This window comes from Formosa sp. Hel1_33_131, assembly GCF_001735745.1.
Classification (GTDB): domain Bacteria; phylum Bacteroidota; class Bacteroidia; order Flavobacteriales; family Flavobacteriaceae; genus Hel1-33-131.
In genome coordinates, this window is sequence record NZ_CP017260.1 from 1211331 (window position 1) to 1227841 (window position 16511).

At 36.0% G+C, this 16511-nt stretch carries 25 protein-coding genes, 1 tRNA gene and 1 riboswitch; of the genes, 22 read left to right on the plus strand and 4 right to left on the minus strand.

Annotation, left to right across the window (positions count from 1 at the left end):
- Nucleotides 1-3: 3 nt before the first annotated feature.
- Nucleotides 4-585 carry a nicotinate (nicotinamide) nucleotide adenylyltransferase gene (gene nadD, locus FORMB_RS05425; protein WP_069676486.1) on the plus strand — a complete coding sequence of 194 codons (582 nt, stop codon included), beginning with the start codon at nucleotides 4-6 and terminating at the stop codon, nucleotides 583-585.
- Nucleotides 586-588: 3 nt separating this feature from the next.
- Nucleotides 589-1581: a tRNA dihydrouridine synthase DusB gene (gene dusB / locus FORMB_RS05430; RefSeq protein ID WP_069676487.1), complete on the plus strand. Its 993-nt coding sequence runs from the start codon at nucleotides 589-591 to the stop codon at nucleotides 1579-1581.
- On the opposite strand, the gene FORMB_RS05435 is transcribed toward dusB, so the two are convergent.
- Both FORMB_RS05435 and rbfA read right to left on the minus strand, forming a co-directional pair.
- A complete protein-coding gene (locus FORMB_RS05435) occupies nucleotides 1578-2777 on the minus strand; it encodes an ABC transporter permease (RefSeq protein WP_069676488.1) in 1200 nt (399 codons plus the stop codon). The two genes, dusB and FORMB_RS05435, sit on opposite strands and share 4 nt — an antisense overlap.
- Nucleotides 2778-3170 carry a 30S ribosome-binding factor RbfA gene (gene rbfA, locus FORMB_RS05440; protein WP_069676489.1) on the minus strand — a complete coding sequence of 131 codons (393 nt, stop codon included), beginning with the start codon at nucleotides 3168-3170 and terminating at the stop codon, nucleotides 2778-2780.
- Between the two features lie 70 nt (nucleotides 3171-3240).
- Between rbfA and mce the strand changes: the two genes are divergently transcribed.
- From mce to FORMB_RS05475, 7 genes are all read left to right on the plus strand, one after another.
- On the plus strand, nucleotides 3241-3651 hold the full coding sequence (gene mce, locus FORMB_RS05445; RefSeq protein ID WP_069677909.1) for a methylmalonyl-CoA epimerase: 411 nt from the start codon (nucleotides 3241-3243) through the stop codon (nucleotides 3649-3651).
- 47 nt (nucleotides 3652-3698) lie between these two features.
- Nucleotides 3699-3772 (plus strand) — tRNA-Ile (locus FORMB_RS05450).
- Between the two features lie 48 nt (nucleotides 3773-3820).
- Nucleotides 3821-4108: a GIY-YIG nuclease family protein gene (locus tag FORMB_RS05455; protein ID WP_069676490.1), complete on the plus strand. Its 288-nt coding sequence runs from the start codon at nucleotides 3821-3823 to the stop codon at nucleotides 4106-4108.
- A gap of 103 nt (nucleotides 4109-4211) precedes the next feature.
- A complete protein-coding gene (locus tag FORMB_RS05460) occupies nucleotides 4212-4499 on the plus strand; it encodes a GIY-YIG nuclease family protein (protein WP_069676490.1) in 288 nt (95 codons plus the stop codon).
- A 103-nt stretch (nucleotides 4500-4602) separates the two neighbouring features.
- Entirely contained in the window at nucleotides 4603-4890 is a 288-nt protein-coding gene (locus FORMB_RS05465) for a GIY-YIG nuclease family protein (protein ID WP_069676491.1), read from the plus strand.
- A gap of 103 nt (nucleotides 4891-4993) precedes the next feature.
- Nucleotides 4994-5281 carry a GIY-YIG nuclease family protein gene (locus tag FORMB_RS05470; RefSeq protein WP_069676492.1) on the plus strand — a complete coding sequence of 96 codons (288 nt, stop codon included), beginning with the start codon at nucleotides 4994-4996 and terminating at the stop codon, nucleotides 5279-5281.
- A gap of 103 nt (nucleotides 5282-5384) precedes the next feature.
- Nucleotides 5385-5672: a GIY-YIG nuclease family protein gene (locus FORMB_RS05475; protein ID WP_069676493.1), complete on the plus strand. Its 288-nt coding sequence runs from the start codon at nucleotides 5385-5387 to the stop codon at nucleotides 5670-5672.
- A gap of 284 nt (nucleotides 5673-5956) precedes the next feature.
- On the opposite strand, the gene FORMB_RS05480 is transcribed toward FORMB_RS05475, so the two are convergent.
- Nucleotides 5957-7339: a hypothetical protein gene (locus FORMB_RS05480; RefSeq protein WP_069676494.1), complete on the minus strand. Its 1383-nt coding sequence runs from the start codon at nucleotides 7337-7339 to the stop codon at nucleotides 5957-5959.
- Nucleotides 7340-7705: 366 nt separating this feature from the next.
- On the opposite strand from FORMB_RS05480, the gene FORMB_RS05485 reads away from it, so the two are divergent.
- The 8 genes from FORMB_RS05485 to FORMB_RS05515 all read left to right on the plus strand — a co-directional run bounded on the left by FORMB_RS05485 (nucleotide 7706) and on the right by FORMB_RS05515 (nucleotide 13151).
- The gene (locus FORMB_RS05485; RefSeq protein ID WP_069676495.1) at nucleotides 7706-8407 is read left to right on the plus strand and encodes a T9SS type A sorting domain-containing protein; all 702 of its coding nucleotides are present in this window, start codon (nucleotides 7706-7708) and stop codon (nucleotides 8405-8407) included.
- 1 nt (nucleotide 8408) lies between these two features.
- A complete protein-coding gene (locus FORMB_RS05490; protein WP_069676496.1) occupies nucleotides 8409-9269 on the plus strand; it encodes a DUF1566 domain-containing protein in 861 nt (286 codons plus the stop codon).
- 120 nt (nucleotides 9270-9389) lie between these two features.
- Nucleotides 9390-9566 carry a T9SS type A sorting domain-containing protein gene (locus tag FORMB_RS05495; protein ID WP_197493501.1) on the plus strand — a complete coding sequence of 59 codons (177 nt, stop codon included), beginning with the start codon at nucleotides 9390-9392 and terminating at the stop codon, nucleotides 9564-9566.
- Nucleotides 9567-9575: 9 nt separating this feature from the next.
- The gene (locus tag FORMB_RS13120; protein WP_197493502.1) at nucleotides 9576-9740 is read left to right on the plus strand and encodes a hypothetical protein; all 165 of its coding nucleotides are present in this window, start codon (nucleotides 9576-9578) and stop codon (nucleotides 9738-9740) included.
- A 45-nt stretch (nucleotides 9741-9785) separates the two neighbouring features.
- Nucleotides 9786-10628, plus strand: a complete 843-nt coding sequence (locus tag FORMB_RS05500; protein WP_069676498.1) for an Lcl C-terminal domain-containing protein — start codon at nucleotides 9786-9788, stop codon at nucleotides 10626-10628.
- 565 nt (nucleotides 10629-11193) lie between these two features.
- Entirely contained in the window at nucleotides 11194-11412 is a 219-nt protein-coding gene (locus FORMB_RS05505) for a helix-turn-helix domain-containing protein (protein ID WP_069676499.1), read from the plus strand.
- Nucleotides 11409-12683 carry a tyrosine-type recombinase/integrase gene (locus FORMB_RS05510; RefSeq protein WP_069676500.1) on the plus strand — a complete coding sequence of 425 codons (1275 nt, stop codon included), beginning with the start codon at nucleotides 11409-11411 and terminating at the stop codon, nucleotides 12681-12683. The genes FORMB_RS05505 and FORMB_RS05510 overlap by 4 nt, the downstream gene beginning before the upstream one ends.
- A gap of 180 nt (nucleotides 12684-12863) precedes the next feature.
- Nucleotides 12864-13151: a GIY-YIG nuclease family protein gene (locus FORMB_RS05515; RefSeq protein ID WP_069676501.1), complete on the plus strand. Its 288-nt coding sequence runs from the start codon at nucleotides 12864-12866 to the stop codon at nucleotides 13149-13151.
- 301 nt (nucleotides 13152-13452) lie between these two features.
- Here the strand turns inward: FORMB_RS05515 and FORMB_RS05520 are convergent, their stop codons facing one another.
- Nucleotides 13453-13704, minus strand: a complete 252-nt coding sequence (locus tag FORMB_RS05520; protein ID WP_069676502.1) for a hypothetical protein — start codon at nucleotides 13702-13704, stop codon at nucleotides 13453-13455.
- 241 nt (nucleotides 13705-13945) lie between these two features.
- On the opposite strand from FORMB_RS05520, the gene FORMB_RS05525 reads away from it, so the two are divergent.
- The 5 genes from FORMB_RS05525 (at nucleotide 13946) to FORMB_RS05540 (ending at nucleotide 16437) form a co-directional block, all read left to right on the plus strand.
- Nucleotides 13946-14317, plus strand: coding sequence for a hypothetical protein (locus FORMB_RS05525; protein ID WP_069676503.1), 372 nt, complete (start codon nucleotides 13946-13948; stop codon nucleotides 14315-14317).
- Between the two features lie 190 nt (nucleotides 14318-14507).
- Nucleotides 14508-14599: riboswitch (SAM-I-IV-variant riboswitch) on the plus strand.
- 49 nt (nucleotides 14600-14648) lie between these two features.
- Complete coding sequence (locus tag FORMB_RS13265) at nucleotides 14649-14777, plus strand: hypothetical protein (protein WP_257784858.1); 129 nt, start codon at nucleotides 14649-14651, stop codon at nucleotides 14775-14777.
- Nucleotides 14778-14846: 69 nt separating this feature from the next.
- Nucleotides 14847-15053 carry a hypothetical protein gene (locus tag FORMB_RS05530; RefSeq protein WP_069676504.1) on the plus strand — a complete coding sequence of 69 codons (207 nt, stop codon included), beginning with the start codon at nucleotides 14847-14849 and terminating at the stop codon, nucleotides 15051-15053.
- Nucleotides 15054-15184: 131 nt separating this feature from the next.
- Nucleotides 15185-16111, plus strand: a complete 927-nt coding sequence (locus FORMB_RS05535; protein WP_069676505.1) for a hypothetical protein — start codon at nucleotides 15185-15187, stop codon at nucleotides 16109-16111.
- A gap of 95 nt (nucleotides 16112-16206) precedes the next feature.
- On the plus strand, nucleotides 16207-16437 hold the full coding sequence (locus FORMB_RS05540) for a hypothetical protein (RefSeq protein WP_069676506.1): 231 nt from the start codon (nucleotides 16207-16209) through the stop codon (nucleotides 16435-16437).
- Nucleotides 16438-16511: the final 74 nt, after the last annotated feature.

A 16511-nucleotide genomic window follows, 5' to 3' on the forward strand; every position in this document is an offset into this window, starting at 1 on the left:
TCGATGAATATTGGACTCTTTTTTGGAACGTTTAACCCCCTACATGTTGGGCATCTTGTCATTGCCAATCATATTGCGGAGCATTCCGATTTGGACCAAGTTTGGATAGTGGTTACGCCACAAAGTCCCCACAAAAAAAAGCAAAGTTTGTTGGACAATCACCAGCGCTTAGAAATGGTGTATCTAGCGACTAAAGAGTATCCAAAACTGAAGCCGAGTGCGATTGAATTTGATTTGCCTCAGCCTAATTATACGGTGCATACATTGGCATATTTAGAAGAAAAACACCCCGAACACCGCTTTGCGCTTATTATGGGAGAGGATAATTTAAAGTCCTTACCAAAATGGAAAAATGCAGAGGTGATTCTCAAAAGCTATCCGATTTACGTGTATCCTAGAAGCTCCAGCACGTCCAAAAAAACAGCGGTCTTGGAAACAGACGCGAACATCATTAAAATAGATGCTCCCATAATGGAGTTGTCTTCGACCTTTATTCGTCAGTCAATTAAGGCGGGTAAAAATATTAGACCAATGCTTCCCGATGCAGTTTGGGAATACTTAGATGAAATGAATTTTTATAAATAACAGATGGTTAAAATTGGTTCCATAGAACTTCCCGAATTCCCTTTATTGCTTGCACCCATGGAAGATGTGAGCGACCCTCCTTTTCGTGCCTTGTGTAAAGAGCAGGGAGCCGATGTGGTTTACACGGAATTTATTTCGAGTGAGGGCTTGATTCGTGATGCGGTTAAAAGCACCATGAAATTGGATATTTATGAAAAAGAACGTCCGGTGGGCATTCAGATTTTTGGGGCTAATTTGGACAGTATGTTACAAGCGGTTGAGATTGTTGAAAAATCCAACCCAGATATTATTGATATTAATTTTGGCTGTCCCGTTAAAAAAGTAGTGAGTAAAGGTGCCGGTGCCGGTATTTTAAAAGACGTTTGTTTGATGGAAAAACTCACGGCTGAAATGGTGAAACGCACCAATTTACCTATTACGGTCAAAACCCGTTTGGGCTGGGATCATGATTCCATTCGGATAGTGGAAGTGGCGGAACGACTGCAAGATGTAGGCTGTGCGGCGATTTCTATTCACGGGCGCACCCGTGCCCAAATGTATAAAGGCGCTGCCGATTGGGCGCCGATTTCGGAGGTTAAAAACAATCCGCGTATGCACATTCCAATTTTTGGAAATGGTGATGTCAACACACCGGAGCGTGCCATTGAAATGCGCGATCAGTATGGATTGGATGGTGCTATGATTGGACGGGCTACGATTGGGAATCCTTGGTTTTTTAAGCAAGTCAAACACTTTATGCAAACGGGGCAACATTTGGGGCCGATTAGCATGTTAGAACGTGTGGAAGCTGCCCGACGTCATTTGCAAATGGCAATTGATTGGAAAGGAGAAGTTTTGGGTGTGTTAGAAACCAGACGTCATTATACCAATTATTTTAAAGGCATTCCAGATTTTAAACCGTTCAGAACAAAAATGGTAACCAGCGATCACAGTGCCGATGTTTTTGCGGCCTTTGACGAAGTGGAAGCCGTCTTTGGTGGCTATCAGTTTGTTTAGGCGTTTAGCTGCGCTTTAGCGATCCGTTGGGACGCAATGCGTGAGGCTAATACTCCTAAAATAAAAATAGTTCCGAATACAATTCCGATATTGCTTAGCTGTAAATCTACTGGATATGGTAAGGAAGGTGTAATCATCACCAAAGCATGTTTTTGTTGCAGCCAGATGGCGACCACGCCAATACCGAGTCCTATGCCTCCACCCATCAGCGTCATTAAAATACCTTGGTAATAAAAGATGCGTCGCAATTCTTTGACGGTCGCCCCTAAATTGTATAAGGTTTTCAAGTTCTTATTCTTATCTAATATCATCATAATGATGGATCCAATAATATTAAACAAGGCGATGATCAGAATCAATGTGAAAATCAAATAGACCGCCACATGCTCTGTATTGAGCATTTTATAAAGCGCGTCGTTGAGTTGGAGGCGGTTCTTTATCGTAATTTTATTGTCAAAAATAGATTGAAGGGCAGGTCTTACGCTGTCTTCATCAACAGCCGGTTTTAGATAAATATCTATTGCACTGAGGGTTTCGGCGTCGTAGTTTAATAAATATTTCGCGTTTTCAATAGAAGTAAATACCGTTCCGTTATCAAGGGTTTCATTGACTTGAAAAATACCTGCATTGGCAACTTTTAGGCTTGTAAAAGCACTTTTTACAGAGGTCTGTTGTCCAGTGCCTGGTTTGGGCGCATAGAGTTTAATGACTTTGGCGACATCAAAAATTCCAAAACCTAGTTCGTTGGTGATGCCCCAACCGGCTACAATTTGAGAGGTGTTGGGTTCAAACCATTGTCCATACACCAAAATAGAATCAATGGTGGCTTGGGGATAGTTTGCATCCACACCTTTAAGCGTGACGGCCAGATGTTTGTTCTCGCAGTTCATTAGCATCCGCTCCTCCACAACTTCTGTAAAGGAGTCGACACTGTTAAGTGCTGTGAGTGCTTTTTTTTGAGCCGGCGTAAACTGAATTGTTTTGGTGGTGGTGGGTACGATTTTTAGGTCAGGATCCGCAAAAGAGGTGAATTCTAAACTGAAATTTTTAAGTCCCGAGAAACCCGAAAGCACTATAAACAGGGCTGCGGTTCCTATAATAATCCCAAAGCCAGCAATAAGAGTGATAAAATTGATGGCGTTGTTATTGCTTTTAGAAAACAAATAACGTTGGGCGATATAGAGCGGGAATTTCAATTATGCCTTTTTTCGTTTCTCTAACAATTCGGGGTTTTCAATTGGATTTTCGGTGCGTTTGAGTGATTTGTCTATTTGATCGATGTATTCCAAAGAGTCATCAATATAAAAAATTAATTGCGGCATGCGACGCAATTGGTGCTTGGTCCGTTGCGACAGCTCATGCTTAATGAGCGGAGCGTTTGACTTGATGCCTTCTAAAAGCTCAGCACCTTTATCAATCGGGAAAATACTCAAATACACTTTGGCGATCGAAAGATCGACAGTAACATTGACCTTTGTGACCGAAATAAGTATGCCTTTCATCCCACCCTGAGTGGCTGCGCCTTGTAATACCTCAACGAGATCACGCTGTAAAACGGAGGCTATTTTTTTTTGTCTTTGACTTTCCATGGGGTAAAAATAATATATTTCTGGGTGAATTGTTTAAAAGCTAGTCCTTTTCGGTTAAATTTGTGGTATGCTGAAGAAAATAGAACATATTGGCATTGCCGTAAAAGACCTAAAAGCTTCTAATGAATTGTTTGAAAAGCTCTTAGGCGTGCCGCATTATAAAACCGAAGCGGTGGTATCTGAAGGAGTGACAACTTCTTTTTTTGATGTGGGAACGCATAAAATTGAGCTGCTGGCAGCGATGGACGCCAACAGTCCTATTGCTAAGTTTATTGCTAAAAAAGGCGAAGGTGTGCATCACATTGCTTTTGAGGTAGAGGACATTGCCGCCGAATTGGTACGTTTAAAAGCGGAAGGCTTTGAATTGATACATGAAACTGCCAAAGAAGGCGCAGATAATAAGCGTATTGCGTTTCTACATCCGAAATCTACCAATGGGGTTCTGATTGAACTCTGTCAAGAACACTCTAATAAAGATTGATTTTCTTTTTATAATTTTAAAAAACGTTGTAATATTGCAGCCGTATTGGTCCCATAGCTCAGTTGGTTAGAGCATCTGACTCATAATCAGAGGGTCCATGGTTCGAGCCCATGTGGGACCACAAATAAAAGCAGCTCTAGGGCTGCTTTTTTATATCAAAACCAGATCGATGCCCTTTTGTTATATCATATACAGCCCTCAAATTGATTCGTATTACACAGGATCGTGTGCTAATTTTGACCTCAGACTGAAAGCTCATAACTCCAAAAAATATGCTTCTTCTTACACCTCACAGTCTGACGACTGGGAACGCTTTTTGGTAATTCAAACAGAAACCAACAAACATGCTCTTCAAATCGAACGTAAAATTAAACAAATGAAAAGCCGTGTTTTCATTGAAAATTTGAAAAAATATCCTGAACTAGTAGATAAAATAAAAAAGCAAACGTGCATCTGACTCCCCCGATAACTATCGGGGCAGAGGGTCCATGGTTCGAGCCCATGTGGGACCACAAATAAAAGCAGCTCTAGGGCTGCTTTTTTATATCAAAACCAGATCGATGCCCTTTTGTTATATCATATACAGCCCTCAAATTGATTCGTATTACACAGGATCGTGTGCTAATTTTGACCTCAGACTGAAAGCTCATAACTCCAAAAAATATGCTTCTTCTTACACCTCACAGTCTGACGACTGGGAACGCTTTTTGGTAATTCAAACAGAAACCAACAAACATGCTCTTCAAATCGAACGTAAAATTAAACAAATGAAAAGCCGTGTTTTCATTGAAAATTTGAAAAAATATCCTGAACTAGTAGATAAAATAAAAAAGCAAACGTGCATCTGACTCCCCCGATAACTATCGGGGCAGAGGGTCCATGGTTCGAGCCCATGTGGGACCACAAATAAAAGCAGCTCTAGGGCTGCTTTTTTATATCAAAACCAGATCGATGCCCTTTTGTTATATCATATACAGCCCTCAACTTGATTCGTATTACACAGGATCATGTGCTAATTTTGACCTCAGACTGAAAGCTCATAACTCCAAAAAATATGCTTCTTCTTACACCTCCAAGTCTGACGACTGGGAACGCTTTTTGGTAATTCAAACAGAAACCAACAAACATGCTCTTCAAATCGAACGTAAAATTAAACAAATGAAAAGCCGTGTTTTCATTGAAAATTTGAAAAAATATCCTGAACTAGTAGATAAAATAAAAAAGCAAACGTGCATCTGACTCCCCCGATAACTATCGGGGCAGAGGGTCCTTGGTTCGAGCCCATGTGGGACCACAAATAAAAGCAGCTCTAGGGCTGCTTTTTTATATCAAAACCAGATCGATGCCCTTTTGTTATATCATATACAGCCCTCAACTTGATTCGTATTACACAGGATCATGTGCTAACTTTGACTTAAGACTGAAAGCTCATAACTCCAAAAAATACGTCGCTTCTTACACCTCCAAGTCTGACGACTGGAAACGCTTTTTGGTAATTCAAACAGAAACAAACAAACATGCTCTTCGACTTGGAAGTAAAATTAAACAAATGAAAAGCCGAGTTTTTATTGAGAATTTGAAAAAATATCCAGAACTAGTAGATAAAATAAAAAAGCAAACGAGCATCTGACTCCCCCGATAGCTATCGGGGCAGAGGGTCCATGGTTCGAGCCCATGTGGGACCACAAATAAAAGCAGCTCTAGGGCTGCTTTTTTATATCAAAACCAGATCGATGCCCTTTTGTTATATCATATACAGCCCTCAACTTGATTCGTATTACACAGGATCATGTGCTAATTTTGACCTCAGACTGAAAGCTCATAACTCCAAAAAATACGTCGCTTCTTACACCTCCAAGTCTGACGACTGGAAACGCTTTTTGGTAATTCAAACAGAAACAAACAAACATGCTCTTCGACTCGAACGTAAAATTAAACAAATGAAAAGCCGAGTTTTTATTGAGAATTTGAAAAAATATCCTGAACTAGTAGATAAAATAAAAAAGCAAACGTGCATCTGACTCCCCCGATAACTATCGGGGCAGAGGGTCCTTGGTTCGAGCCCAAGTGGGACCACCCTGAAAACCCTTCTTTATTGAGGGGTTTTTTGTTGCTCTCACTCTCTAACCAGTCTCGAAAAGCTTCTAAAAGCCATCTCTTACTTAATTTCTAAACATCTCAAAGAACAGTCCAAATTTACTAAAAACTGACAGACTTTTGACAGACAATTCTGTTCTTTTCGCTTTTAGCCCTTTTCTCAACACGCTTTGTTCCAAAGCTACTGAGCTAATTGTTTCTTATGGGCTCAATCAACAACACCTTCCTCAAAGCATTTTTTAAAGTATGCATTCATTTGAGTTTTTTCAAGCATATGGTCTGGTATTGAAACTAAACTTGTTTTAAACAGTTTGTCTAAATTATGATGTTCTAGTATTACATCACTAAATAGTTTACGAACTCTATCTTCTAATAGGTTTTTTACAAGCAAAATATCCTTTTCAGTAGTTAAAATACAATCGTGTATGATTAATGCAAATTTATCATTTGGTATTTTTTTATACACCTCAACAAATATATCAGCTTCTGCACTTTGTCCTAGAAAACTCACTTTCTTGTAACCCGAGTTCTTTTTAATTGCATTAACCCACATCATTACATTAGGGAATAACCTACTTAATTCTTTATTTGGTTGAGTTGGTTTATTTTCTGCATTAATTGCTGATAGAATACTCTTTTTAAGTTTCTCATAACTTAAACCTTTAAAGTATCCAGAGTTCTCTTGAACATATACATATATACCTCCACTTAAAAGAAGTTTAAGGCAATGGTTGTATTCCTTTTCAACGTGTTTGATGTTGTTCTTTTGAGCGTATTTTAACCATTCTAAAAAAATAATTGACGGTTGAGCTGAACACATATCTACTTCCCAAATTAACTCATTAGACTTGGTTCTGATGCTTTCTCTAATTAGTTTTGGCATTGAGGCTATCACGTGATATATTCTACCAGATTTAGAAATGGTAGGTGTATAATTTATGGAAGAGTTAAATAATACTTTTGGGTCTGTAACCTTGTTAAGTGCATAAAAGGAATTGTAAAACGCATCATATCGGTCAACTCTAAATTGGTTTACGGGTTCAGAGATGTCTACTTGACCATTTTTAGTTTCAACATAGATTGAACTTGGCAATATTCTTTCAACGTAATAAAACGGTTCTTCTACAACAAACAACTTTGATGTATTAACTAATATTTTCCTTAATACAGGATTTGAAAAAGTGTCTTCATAATTAAGTTCTTTTAAAGCATTTAATTTTGTGTTGAACTTTTTAGAATATACAATAGTATTTTTGACGCCTAACTTAATTGCTTTTGGGGTTAAAGCAAATGATTTTGAGAATTTACTTGTTGAATATTTAGGATTTTCTATTATGATGCCTAATCCAATCAAACATAATTGAATGTCTTTATATGTCCTATCGCCTATATATTTTTTTAATAATTGTGATTGTAGATTAAGGTGTTTACCATATGGTTCATTTAGTTTTATGTGTAACCTTATAATAGAAGATATAAGCCAATTACACCTGTCAAGCAATAACAGTTTTTTATCTCTTGTTTTTTGATTATTAAACTGTGTTGAGGTTATAAGTAAATCAGCAAAACCCTTTATGGTATATTGTTTCATAAAACTGCACTACATATGATATGTTAGGACACTAAATTAAAGTAAAATTATGAACTTTAAGTGGACTAGCATATTAGAAACTATTATTTCATTTGTATATGTGAGAATTCAGTATAAAATCAGTTAACTAAACATTTAATTTTGAATTATATAACAGCAGTGGTTTTTTGAAGTCCTCAAAGACGCAAAAAAACATTTAGCTTAATAGATAGAAAAAAATTACCTAAACAAACAGCTAGAAATAAAATTAGGTCTTTCTTAAATCTTTAATCTAATTGAAAAAACATTGATTAATCAAACTCTTTTTATGATGTAAATTGTTTAATTTTAATTAGATTTGTTTGAACAAAATAAATTATGAATTAAATGAAAAAACTACTCTTAGTCTCTACTTTACTTGTCTTTGGCTTTAGTTTTTCCCAGACACTTACAGTTGTTGAAGGTAGCATTATTACCATTGACGCTAATAGTTCAGTAACAATAGACGGACTTCAGTTAGCGCCAAGCACTACTTATACTATTGCTGGTCCCAATGCATTTGATCATACATCAACCCCAATTGTTGTGGGGGATAACTCCAGCATTGAAAGAGTTTATGAGTTGTCTGAAGAATTATCTGATTATTCAGGACTAATTTCTTTTCGTTATTTAGATTCTGAACTCAATGGTATTGACGAAGCAGAATTAGTTCTAGAAGTATTGGATGCCAACGATGTTTGGAACAATGTTGCTCCAAACATTGATGATACAAACAACATATTGAGTTATGATTTCACAGAACTTGTTGGATTTAAAAAAATTACTGCAAGTGCTTCATCAGCAACACTCACCATAAAAACAGAAACACTAAATGATATCGTACGTGTTTACCCAAATCCAACAACCGATAAAATAATTATAGTTTCTAATTTTGCGCAACACTCAACATTGTTCAATACAGCAGGTCAAAAAATATTAGAATCAAATGCCTTAGAACTGGATGTTACAGACTTACCAACAGGTGTTTATTTACTGAATTTACAAAACACACAAAACCAAATTTCAACATTTAAAATCATAAAACAATAAGATGAAAAAAATCACATTAATAGCACTTATGCTGTTCACAGCATTGGGTTACGCACAAGTAGGTATCAACACAAATAACCCTGATGCCTCTTCGGCATTAGAGATTGAATCCACTACAGGTGGAATTTTAATTCCAAGACTCACAGAGACCCAGCGTGATGCGATTAGCTCTCCAGCAACTGGATTAATGATATACCAAACAGATGGTACAGTAGGTTTTTACTATTACAATGGCAGTAGTTGGGCTAACGTTGGTTATACAGAAGCATTGGTTTCAGCCAATACAGATGTAGCAGCTAACACATTAAAAGTAGGATATACAGAAGCATTAGTTTCTGCAAATACAGCTGTAGCAGCAAATACCGCTAAGGTTGGTGTTACAACACACGCCATTGGTGATAGCTTTGGTGGAGGTATTGTGTTTTTCGTGTATGATGGCGGACAACATGGCTTAATTGCTGCTACTGCCGACCAAAGTGCAGGTATCCGTTGGTATGGAGGTTCATATACTTATACTCGTGCCAGAGCAGATGGTATTGGTGCTGGTTTAAAAAATACCGCCATCATTATTGCTAACCAAGGCCCGGTTGACGGTAGTGCTTTTGCGGCAACTGTTTGCAACGAGTATTCAGTGACTGTAGATGGTGTTACTTATGGCGACTGGTATTTACCCTCTAAACACGAGTTAGACTTATTGTACATAGAAAGAGATACGGTTGGCGGTTTTACAACCAATTACTACTGGAGTTCTACGGAGGGCGATAACATAGTCGTGTGGGTACAGGTTTTCGGCAATGGTGCTCAGAACAACGACGGTAAGGGCAGCACGGCCAATAGCGTGCGTGCAGTTCGAGCTTTTTAGTTATTTAATTATTTATCAATTTAATTTAATGCCGCGTAAGCGGACGATTTTTATTTTTTAAAAATGGTAATAAAACAATTACTAAAAGATCAAACACACTATAAAAAGCGAAACACACCAATGAAACAATTATTCACATTTTTAGCGGCAGTATTATTAACTGCAACAACGTATGCCCAAGTGGAAAGCCCTTCACAGAAAGAGACACTATCTACAGTAGGTTTGAAGACTGGAGTTTACATCTTAAAAGTACAGGCAGAAAACATTGTTTTCACAAAAAAATTAGTCATAGAATAAGCATTCCACATGAAAAAAACAGAAAACACACCTAACGGTACCGATGATATCAGTAGAAAAGAGGCCATAAAGAAAATGGGAAAGTATGCTGCACTCACAGCGATGGGAACATTTATGATTCTAAACCCTAAAAAGGCACAAGCTGCATCTGTACCTCCAAGTCCTGGTTGGTAATAAAAGAAACTAAAAAAAGAAAAACAACTATTAAAAAACACACCAATGAAAAAATTATTCACATTTTTAGCAGCAGTATTATTAACTGCAACAACGTATGCCCAAGTGGGTATAGGCACAACAACTCCAGACGCTTCGTCTGCTTTAGATATTACCTCTACCACAAAGGGGTTATTAATGCCAAGAATGACAGCAGCCCAGCGTGATGCGATTAGTCCAGCAGCCACAGGATTAATGATATACCAAACAGATGGTACAGCAGGTTTTTACTATTACAATGGTAGTAGTTGGGAGGGGTATTATTCTAAAAATGAGGTAGACACATTGATTGCCAATCTTCAAACTCAGATTACTCAGATTACTAATAATGCAATCAGTGTAGGTGATTTTCTCCAAGGCGGCGTTGTTTTTCACCTATTTGAAGAAGGAGAAACAGGTTATGTTGCAGGACAAATCCACGGTTTGATTGCAGCAGTAGCAGACCAGAGTTCTGGTATACGATGGTATAATGGCAGTTATGATACTACAGGGGCAACAGGGACTGTTATAGGCACAGGAGCTACCAATACAACGACAATTATAAGTGAACAAGGCCCAACCGAAACATCTTATGCAGCAGGCCTGGCAAGGGCATATACTGGAGGAACAACACATACAGATTGGTTTTTACCCTCAAAAGATGAGTTAAACAAAATGTATTTAAATAAGGCAACTATAAACACTACAGCTGCAGCAAATAGTGGTAGTGATTTTTCTGCTAATAACTACTGGAGTTCTACGGAGTACGATAGCAATACCGCGTGGGTACAGTATTTCGGCAATGGTGGTCAGGGCTACTACGATAAGGTCAACACCTACGTTAGCGTGCGTGCAGTTCGAGCTTTTTAGTTATTTAATTATTTATCAATTTAATTAGTGCCGCGTAAGCGGACGATTTTTATTTTTTAAAAATGGCATTACACACAGCGCTTCCTGTATATAGGGATACATATAAATTGGTATTAGAAATTTTTGTAAGTACCAAAAATTTCCCTAAAGAATACAAGTATAGTTTGGGTAGAGATATGGAGCGTGATGTGCTGGTTTTAATGCGCTGTATATATCGTGCGCTGTTAAAACGTAACTTTAGTTTCCAGTAACCTAACTTTTAGAACACAATATAACCCATTTCCAGTTATCTTTTTATACCTCCCGAGCAACCTTTGGAGCAACTCTAAAAACCAAAAAACCCGTAAATCATTGTTTATAAATGAGTTACGGGATTATTTTGTGGTACCTCCAGGAATCGAACAGAAGTTTATTTATCAACATAATTCGTGCACTAATATTTTACAAACTTCTCTAACACCAATCAACTTAAATTAATCTAAATGCCGCATAAAAACTGGGCTTATTTTAAATTTGGGGATTGATTTTAAAAATAATTTTATGTATACTTTTAAAAAAGAAAAGGATGGATAAACGATTAATCACAATTGGAGAAGCTGCTACTTACTTAGGTATTTCCGTTTCACATTTATATAAAATGTGTTCTATGAGGAGTATCGATTTTTATAAGATTGGGAGGTCTAATAAGTTTTTAATTGCAGATTTAAATGAATTTATATCAAAAAATAAAATCAGCAAAAAGAAAGAATCAATGGTTAAGTTAAAACTTTCAATAAAAATATGACAACAATAAAACAAGTATTTGATTATAGAACACCGAGAGTAAATGGAGAAATTCCTGTACGATTGCGGGTGACACACAACCGAAAAACAACCCACATTTCATTGAATGCGTCTTTAACTGAAGTTCAAATAAAAAAGATAGAACAAGGTAAGGTCGATAAAGAATTATCTCATTTCATAAAGGAATTGAATGATCTTACTTATAACGCTCAAAAAGTAGCTGCAAAATTAGAACCATTTTCAATAAGTGAATTGAAACGTCAACTTTCAAATTCCAATACTTCAAAAAACAATAAAGATCATTTACTCGTAGATATCATTCAACTGAAAATAAAGAAACTTGAAGAAAATCAGCAATATAAATCTAAGGGTCATTATAAGACACTTTTAAACATGATTACAACCTTTGATTCATCTCTACTATTAAAGGATGTAGATCAAGATTTTTTACACGATTTTGAACAATTTTACATAGACGGAAGAATCGAAAAAGATGGAGAAAGTCAATTAGAAAATTACTATAATACCTTAAGTATTTATTTTAGAAACCTTAAAGCGGTTATAAATTTAGGTGTAGATCACAAAATGTTAGATCATACCTACGAGTTTCCTTTTGGGAAGAACAAATACATCATTAAAACATATAATACAGAAAAAGAAATCTTTTCTGTGGATCAGGTTAATAGTTTAATGACTTTTAACTCTTTTGATACAAAATACCAAGAGAACGCACATGACCATTGGAAAGTCTGTTTTTTGTGCAACGGCAGTAATATGTCAGATGTTTTACAATTCAAATGGACCGATATAGATGATGATATTATTTCATTTGTGAGACAGAAAACTGAGAATAGAACAAAGACCGTCAGGAAACTCTCTATCCCAATTATAAAACCTTTAAGAGAATTAATAGACAGAATAGGAAATAGAGAAAGTGAATACATCTTTGGAGGATTTAGAACCCCACCCAAGAAGACAACAATACAAAATAAGGTTTCTAAAATGTGTAAAGGATATAACAAACACCTAAAAGTGATAGGAGTTAAAATTGGATTACCCATTCCTTTGACCATATCCACCTCAAGACATAGTTACGGGAATTACCTTGCTAAAAATGGAGTTCCATTAGAAAGGATTGCAGAAATGATGGGTCACAAAGATAAACAGCGGTTTACAACATATCATTACATCGGTAGTTTGGATAAAAAGATATTATTCGAAACGAAACAAACAAACATGCTCTTCGACTCGAACGTAAAATTAAACAAATGAAAAGCCGAGTTTTTATTGAGAATTTGAAAAAATATCCAGAACTAGTAGATAAAATAAAAAAGCAAACGAGCATCTGACTCCCCCGATAGCTATCGGGGCAGAGGGTCCTTGGTTCGAGCCCAAGTGGGACCACAAATAAAAGCAGCTCTAGGGCTGCTTTTTTATATCAAAACCAGATCGATGCCCTTTTGTTATATCATATACAGCCCTCAACTTGATTCGTATTACACAGGATCATGTGCTAACTTTGACTTAAGACTGAAAGCTCATAACTCCAAAAAATACGTCGCTTCTTACACCTCCAAGTCTGACGACTGGAAACGCTTTTTGGTAATTCAAACAGAAACAAACAAACATGCTCTTCGACTCGAACGTAAAATTAAACAAATGAAAAGCCGAGTTTTTATTGAGAATTTGAAAAAATATCCAGAACTAGTAGATAAAATAAAAAAGCAAACGAGCATCTGACTCCCCCGATAGCTATCGGGGCAGAGGGTCCTTGGTTCGAGCCCAAGTGGGACCACCCTGAAAACCCTTATTATCTTGTCATCAATAATAAAATGAATCCCGTAAGGAAAGACTTTTAAATGTGCGATCCGTATTGTTTTATACCTGTACGGATACTGTAAAGGATTTTCTTTAATAGCGTCTATTTTATTCCAAAACTCATTATGAAATCTGTCAGCCAATTCTACTGATATTTTTTCATACTGCCCAATAGTGTTGTTGAAGTTTGCTAAAGAGGCTTCTTCAAACTTTATAGTGTGTTTCATTTACGAGTGGTTCGTTTCCGAAAATCTGATTCACTAATATAATTTAATTCACCCTTTTTATTCTTATCAAGCATCCCATCCATCATCATCTTATAGTCTTCAGTTAACTCAAAACTATTGGCTTTTTCACGTAAAACATGCTCCATATAGTTTTTAAGTTTTCTCCCTTCTTTTTCGGCTTGAATTTTTAATATGGCCAATGTATCATTTTCTAAAGAGACTTCCTTTCGGTGTTTAGTTTGTAACATGTTCGTTTGTTTTACTGCTAATATACGTATAAATTACGGAATCAAAATTTGCTGCTTCAAAAAAACTCCACCAAATATTGTGAATTTCTTGGCACTCATTTGGTGCTAATGCTTTTCCCAACACGGGTTGTTCCAAAGCTACTGAACTAATTATTTATTATATTTGAAGTATAAACCAATTTGATTATGAAAAATTTTATTTATTTATTTTTCACTGTACTTATCGTTGCTTGTTCAAGTGATGATAGTGATAATAACTCTTCTAATCAGACTTTTTTTAGAAAGATATGCTGGTATTGTTTGGGAAGTTAATTCACCAGAAGGAGAATTTGCTTTAGGACTTTCGTTTAATTTAGAAGGATTCAAAAGGGGTACAGAAGATAGTTGCAACGAATATGTTTGGGGTATCCAAAACTCTACAAATGGTCAAACATGGAATATCGTGGAAAACAATTATGATAATTTAATAATTAATAAAGAAACAGAAGATGGAGAAATTGATTTTACGAGTAGAATTACTGTTTCTGATGATGAAAATATATTAACAGAATATATCTCTGATGATGAAATTTATACAGCAATAAGAACAACTCGAACAGACCCTTGCGAATAAAAAAGGCAGATTTTAAGCTTTCAAAAAATAAACCACCTATAAACACAAATATAGCATAAAGTTAGTGTATGTAAGTGATGAGTCCCCTCCCAACAGAGCCCCCACACCTAACTTGCTGTGTTGGGTGTATCCCCTCCATTTTGTTATACTGGAGTAAATTTTGATCCTTTAGTTTAATTTTTATAAGTTTGTAATGCATCAGGAACGTTAATAGCGTACCAACCGACTTCCTCGAAGCACGGTGGTTTAGAATGCGGGAACTCTCCAAAAATTAACGAGTCATCCACATCCTTACTTGTTGCAATTTATGTCTAACTTAAATTGTAATACAATGAAAAACGAAGAAAAAATTACCTTATCAGAAGCGGAAAACAAACGCCTTAACGAATTACGCATGAAAGAGCATTATGCTCGATTATGGTTACAACAACAAATTTGGTTAGAGGAGGAAGAGGGTTAATACTTACTATACTTATGAAGTATTAAAATGAAATATTAGAAACTAAGATTAATAAAAACTATTGAAATTATGGATAATGAAACATATTTGAAAGAAATGGCAAAACACGCACAGAGAAACACTACTAACCCAAAAGAGAATACTCTGAATCAAAAGAAAATTCAGGTTTCGATGTACAAAAAAACAAAGATTGAAGATTTAGATATAGATTCTTTGGAACTTTATAGACAGATGATGGTGGACAGGTTTGGCGGTCACAGTAATGAGGATGAGTAATTGTTTATTTTAACCGTAAATTAGTCTTTAGTAATAGCTTCTTCCTTTAATTCAGCTATTTCTAGACCTCGTAAATAGGTTAAACTTACGGTTTGGTATATTACTTGCAAAATAACAGTTATATTTGGATTATGAAAAAACTAATTCTGCTATTGTTATTTGTTCCACTTCTATCTTTTGGGCAGGAACAAAATTACCCTTACAAATGGCCTATGTACAATGACACTAATGTCAATTTAGAGGTTGAAGACCCTACATTTGAAATTAATGATGGGCCGTTAATTATGTTTGACTCAACTCACAAAAACTTTTTTATACAATCTCATTTGATAAAACCTCTTGTGGACTTATTGATAAATGATGGATACAGAGTAGCATTCCTTGACAAAGAGTTTTCTAAATCAAGTTTAAGTCAAGCCAGCGTTCTAGTCGTTATTACGGCATTACCGTTTGATTTTGCTACTGAAAACTCAGCAGCAGATAAAAACACTTTTTCTGAAAATGAGCTTGATGAATTACAAAACTGGGTAACTGATGGAGGCTCACTTTTGGCCTTCAGCGAACACGCCCCATTTGACCAGGCCATAAACCCATTATTACGAAAATTTGACATTGAGTCATCTATTGGAACAACTGTAGATACAATTAATTACGAAAGTAAATACGGTCCAGGAATGATAAAATTCGAAAACAAAAATTTGAACACGAATCACCCTATTGTAAACGGAAAGTATAAAGTAGAAAAATTAGTTTCATTTGGAGGAAGTGCTCTTTTAGGCTCTAAATATGAAAATATACTAAAACTTGATGAAAGTTCATTTAATGTGAAACACTCTACAGGCATAGGACCAGAAGGAAAGGGAAATTCTCAAGGGTTAGCAGGTATGTATGGCTCTGGAAAAGTTGCTGCTTTTGGGGATTCAAATGGTTTTACTGCAATGGTTTTCAATATGGATGATGGAACTAAAATGTATGCTGGAATGAATACTGAAGGATATGACTGGAAAAATTTTGTTTTAAACACTTTTAGATGGCTTACTAATTATTCAGAGGAGTAAACCATAGGCATATTTTCTCTTTCAGTTCAGGGGATTCTAAAGCTTTTAAGTAGATTAGACTAATCATTATATTTAAATTATAAACCAATTTAATTATGAAAAAACTATTCTTAGTTTCCGCTTTATTACTCTTCGCTTGTTCTGGTGGGGATGATAATGAGAACACACCCAATATGTGTATTGATGAAACACTGATTGATTTAGAAAGTGTGTGTATCGAAATCTTTGAACCGGTTTGTGGATGTGATGGCATTACATACGACAATAGTTGTATGGCTTTGAATTGGAACGGGGTTATAGCCTATGAAGATGGTCCATGCGATTAATTAATTTTTTACAATATAAAAATAGTTGGGGTTTGAAAATTATTAATAAAAAACGCACCAAACTACAGGCGCAT

Coding starts and splice junctions, on each gene's coding strand:
- FORMB_RS05455 (WP_069676490.1), top strand. CDS start 3,821: ATGCCCTTTTGTTATATCATATACAGCCCTCAAATTGATTCGTATTAC.
- FORMB_RS05510 (WP_069676500.1), top strand. CDS start 11,409: ATGACAACAATAAAACAAGTATTTGATTATAGAACACCGAGAGTAAAT.
- dusB (WP_069676487.1), top strand. CDS start 589: ATGGTTAAAATTGGTTCCATAGAACTTCCCGAATTCCCTTTATTGCTT.
- FORMB_RS05490 (WP_069676496.1), top strand. CDS start 8,409: ATGAAAAAAATCACATTAATAGCACTTATGCTGTTCACAGCATTGGGT.
- FORMB_RS05540 (WP_069676506.1), top strand. CDS start 16,207: ATGAAAAAACTATTCTTAGTTTCCGCTTTATTACTCTTCGCTTGTTCT.
- FORMB_RS05505 (WP_069676499.1), top strand. CDS start 11,194: ATGGATAAACGATTAATCACAATTGGAGAAGCTGCTACTTACTTAGGT.
- FORMB_RS05485 (WP_069676495.1), top strand. CDS start 7,706: ATGAAAAAACTACTCTTAGTCTCTACTTTACTTGTCTTTGGCTTTAGT.
- FORMB_RS05530 (WP_069676504.1), top strand. CDS start 14,847: ATGGATAATGAAACATATTTGAAAGAAATGGCAAAACACGCACAGAGA.
- rbfA (WP_069676489.1), bottom strand. CDS start 3,170: ATGGAAAGTCAAAGACAAAAAAAAATAGCCTCCGTTTTACAGCGTGAT.
- FORMB_RS05495 (WP_197493501.1), top strand. CDS start 9,390: ATGAAACAATTATTCACATTTTTAGCGGCAGTATTATTAACTGCAACA.
- FORMB_RS05480 (WP_069676494.1), bottom strand. CDS start 7,339: ATGAAACAATATACCATAAAGGGTTTTGCTGATTTACTTATAACCTCA.
- FORMB_RS13120 (WP_197493502.1), top strand. CDS start 9,576: ATGAAAAAAACAGAAAACACACCTAACGGTACCGATGATATCAGTAGA.
- FORMB_RS05500 (WP_069676498.1), top strand. CDS start 9,786: ATGAAAAAATTATTCACATTTTTAGCAGCAGTATTATTAACTGCAACA.
- FORMB_RS05520 (WP_069676502.1), bottom strand. CDS start 13,704: ATGTTACAAACTAAACACCGAAAGGAAGTCTCTTTAGAAAATGATACA.
- FORMB_RS13265 (WP_257784858.1), top strand. CDS start 14,649: ATGAAAAACGAAGAAAAAATTACCTTATCAGAAGCGGAAAACAAACGC.
- FORMB_RS05460 (WP_069676490.1), top strand. CDS start 4,212: ATGCCCTTTTGTTATATCATATACAGCCCTCAAATTGATTCGTATTAC.
- FORMB_RS05515 (WP_069676501.1), top strand. CDS start 12,864: ATGCCCTTTTGTTATATCATATACAGCCCTCAACTTGATTCGTATTAC.
- FORMB_RS05465 (WP_069676491.1), top strand. CDS start 4,603: ATGCCCTTTTGTTATATCATATACAGCCCTCAACTTGATTCGTATTAC.
- FORMB_RS05470 (WP_069676492.1), top strand. CDS start 4,994: ATGCCCTTTTGTTATATCATATACAGCCCTCAACTTGATTCGTATTAC.
- nadD (WP_069676486.1), top strand. CDS start 4: ATGAATATTGGACTCTTTTTTGGAACGTTTAACCCCCTACATGTTGGG.
- FORMB_RS05475 (WP_069676493.1), top strand. CDS start 5,385: ATGCCCTTTTGTTATATCATATACAGCCCTCAACTTGATTCGTATTAC.
- FORMB_RS05535 (WP_069676505.1), top strand. CDS start 15,185: ATGAAAAAACTAATTCTGCTATTGTTATTTGTTCCACTTCTATCTTTT.
- FORMB_RS05525 (WP_069676503.1), top strand. CDS start 13,946: ATGATAGTGATAATAACTCTTCTAATCAGACTTTTTTTAGAAAGATAT.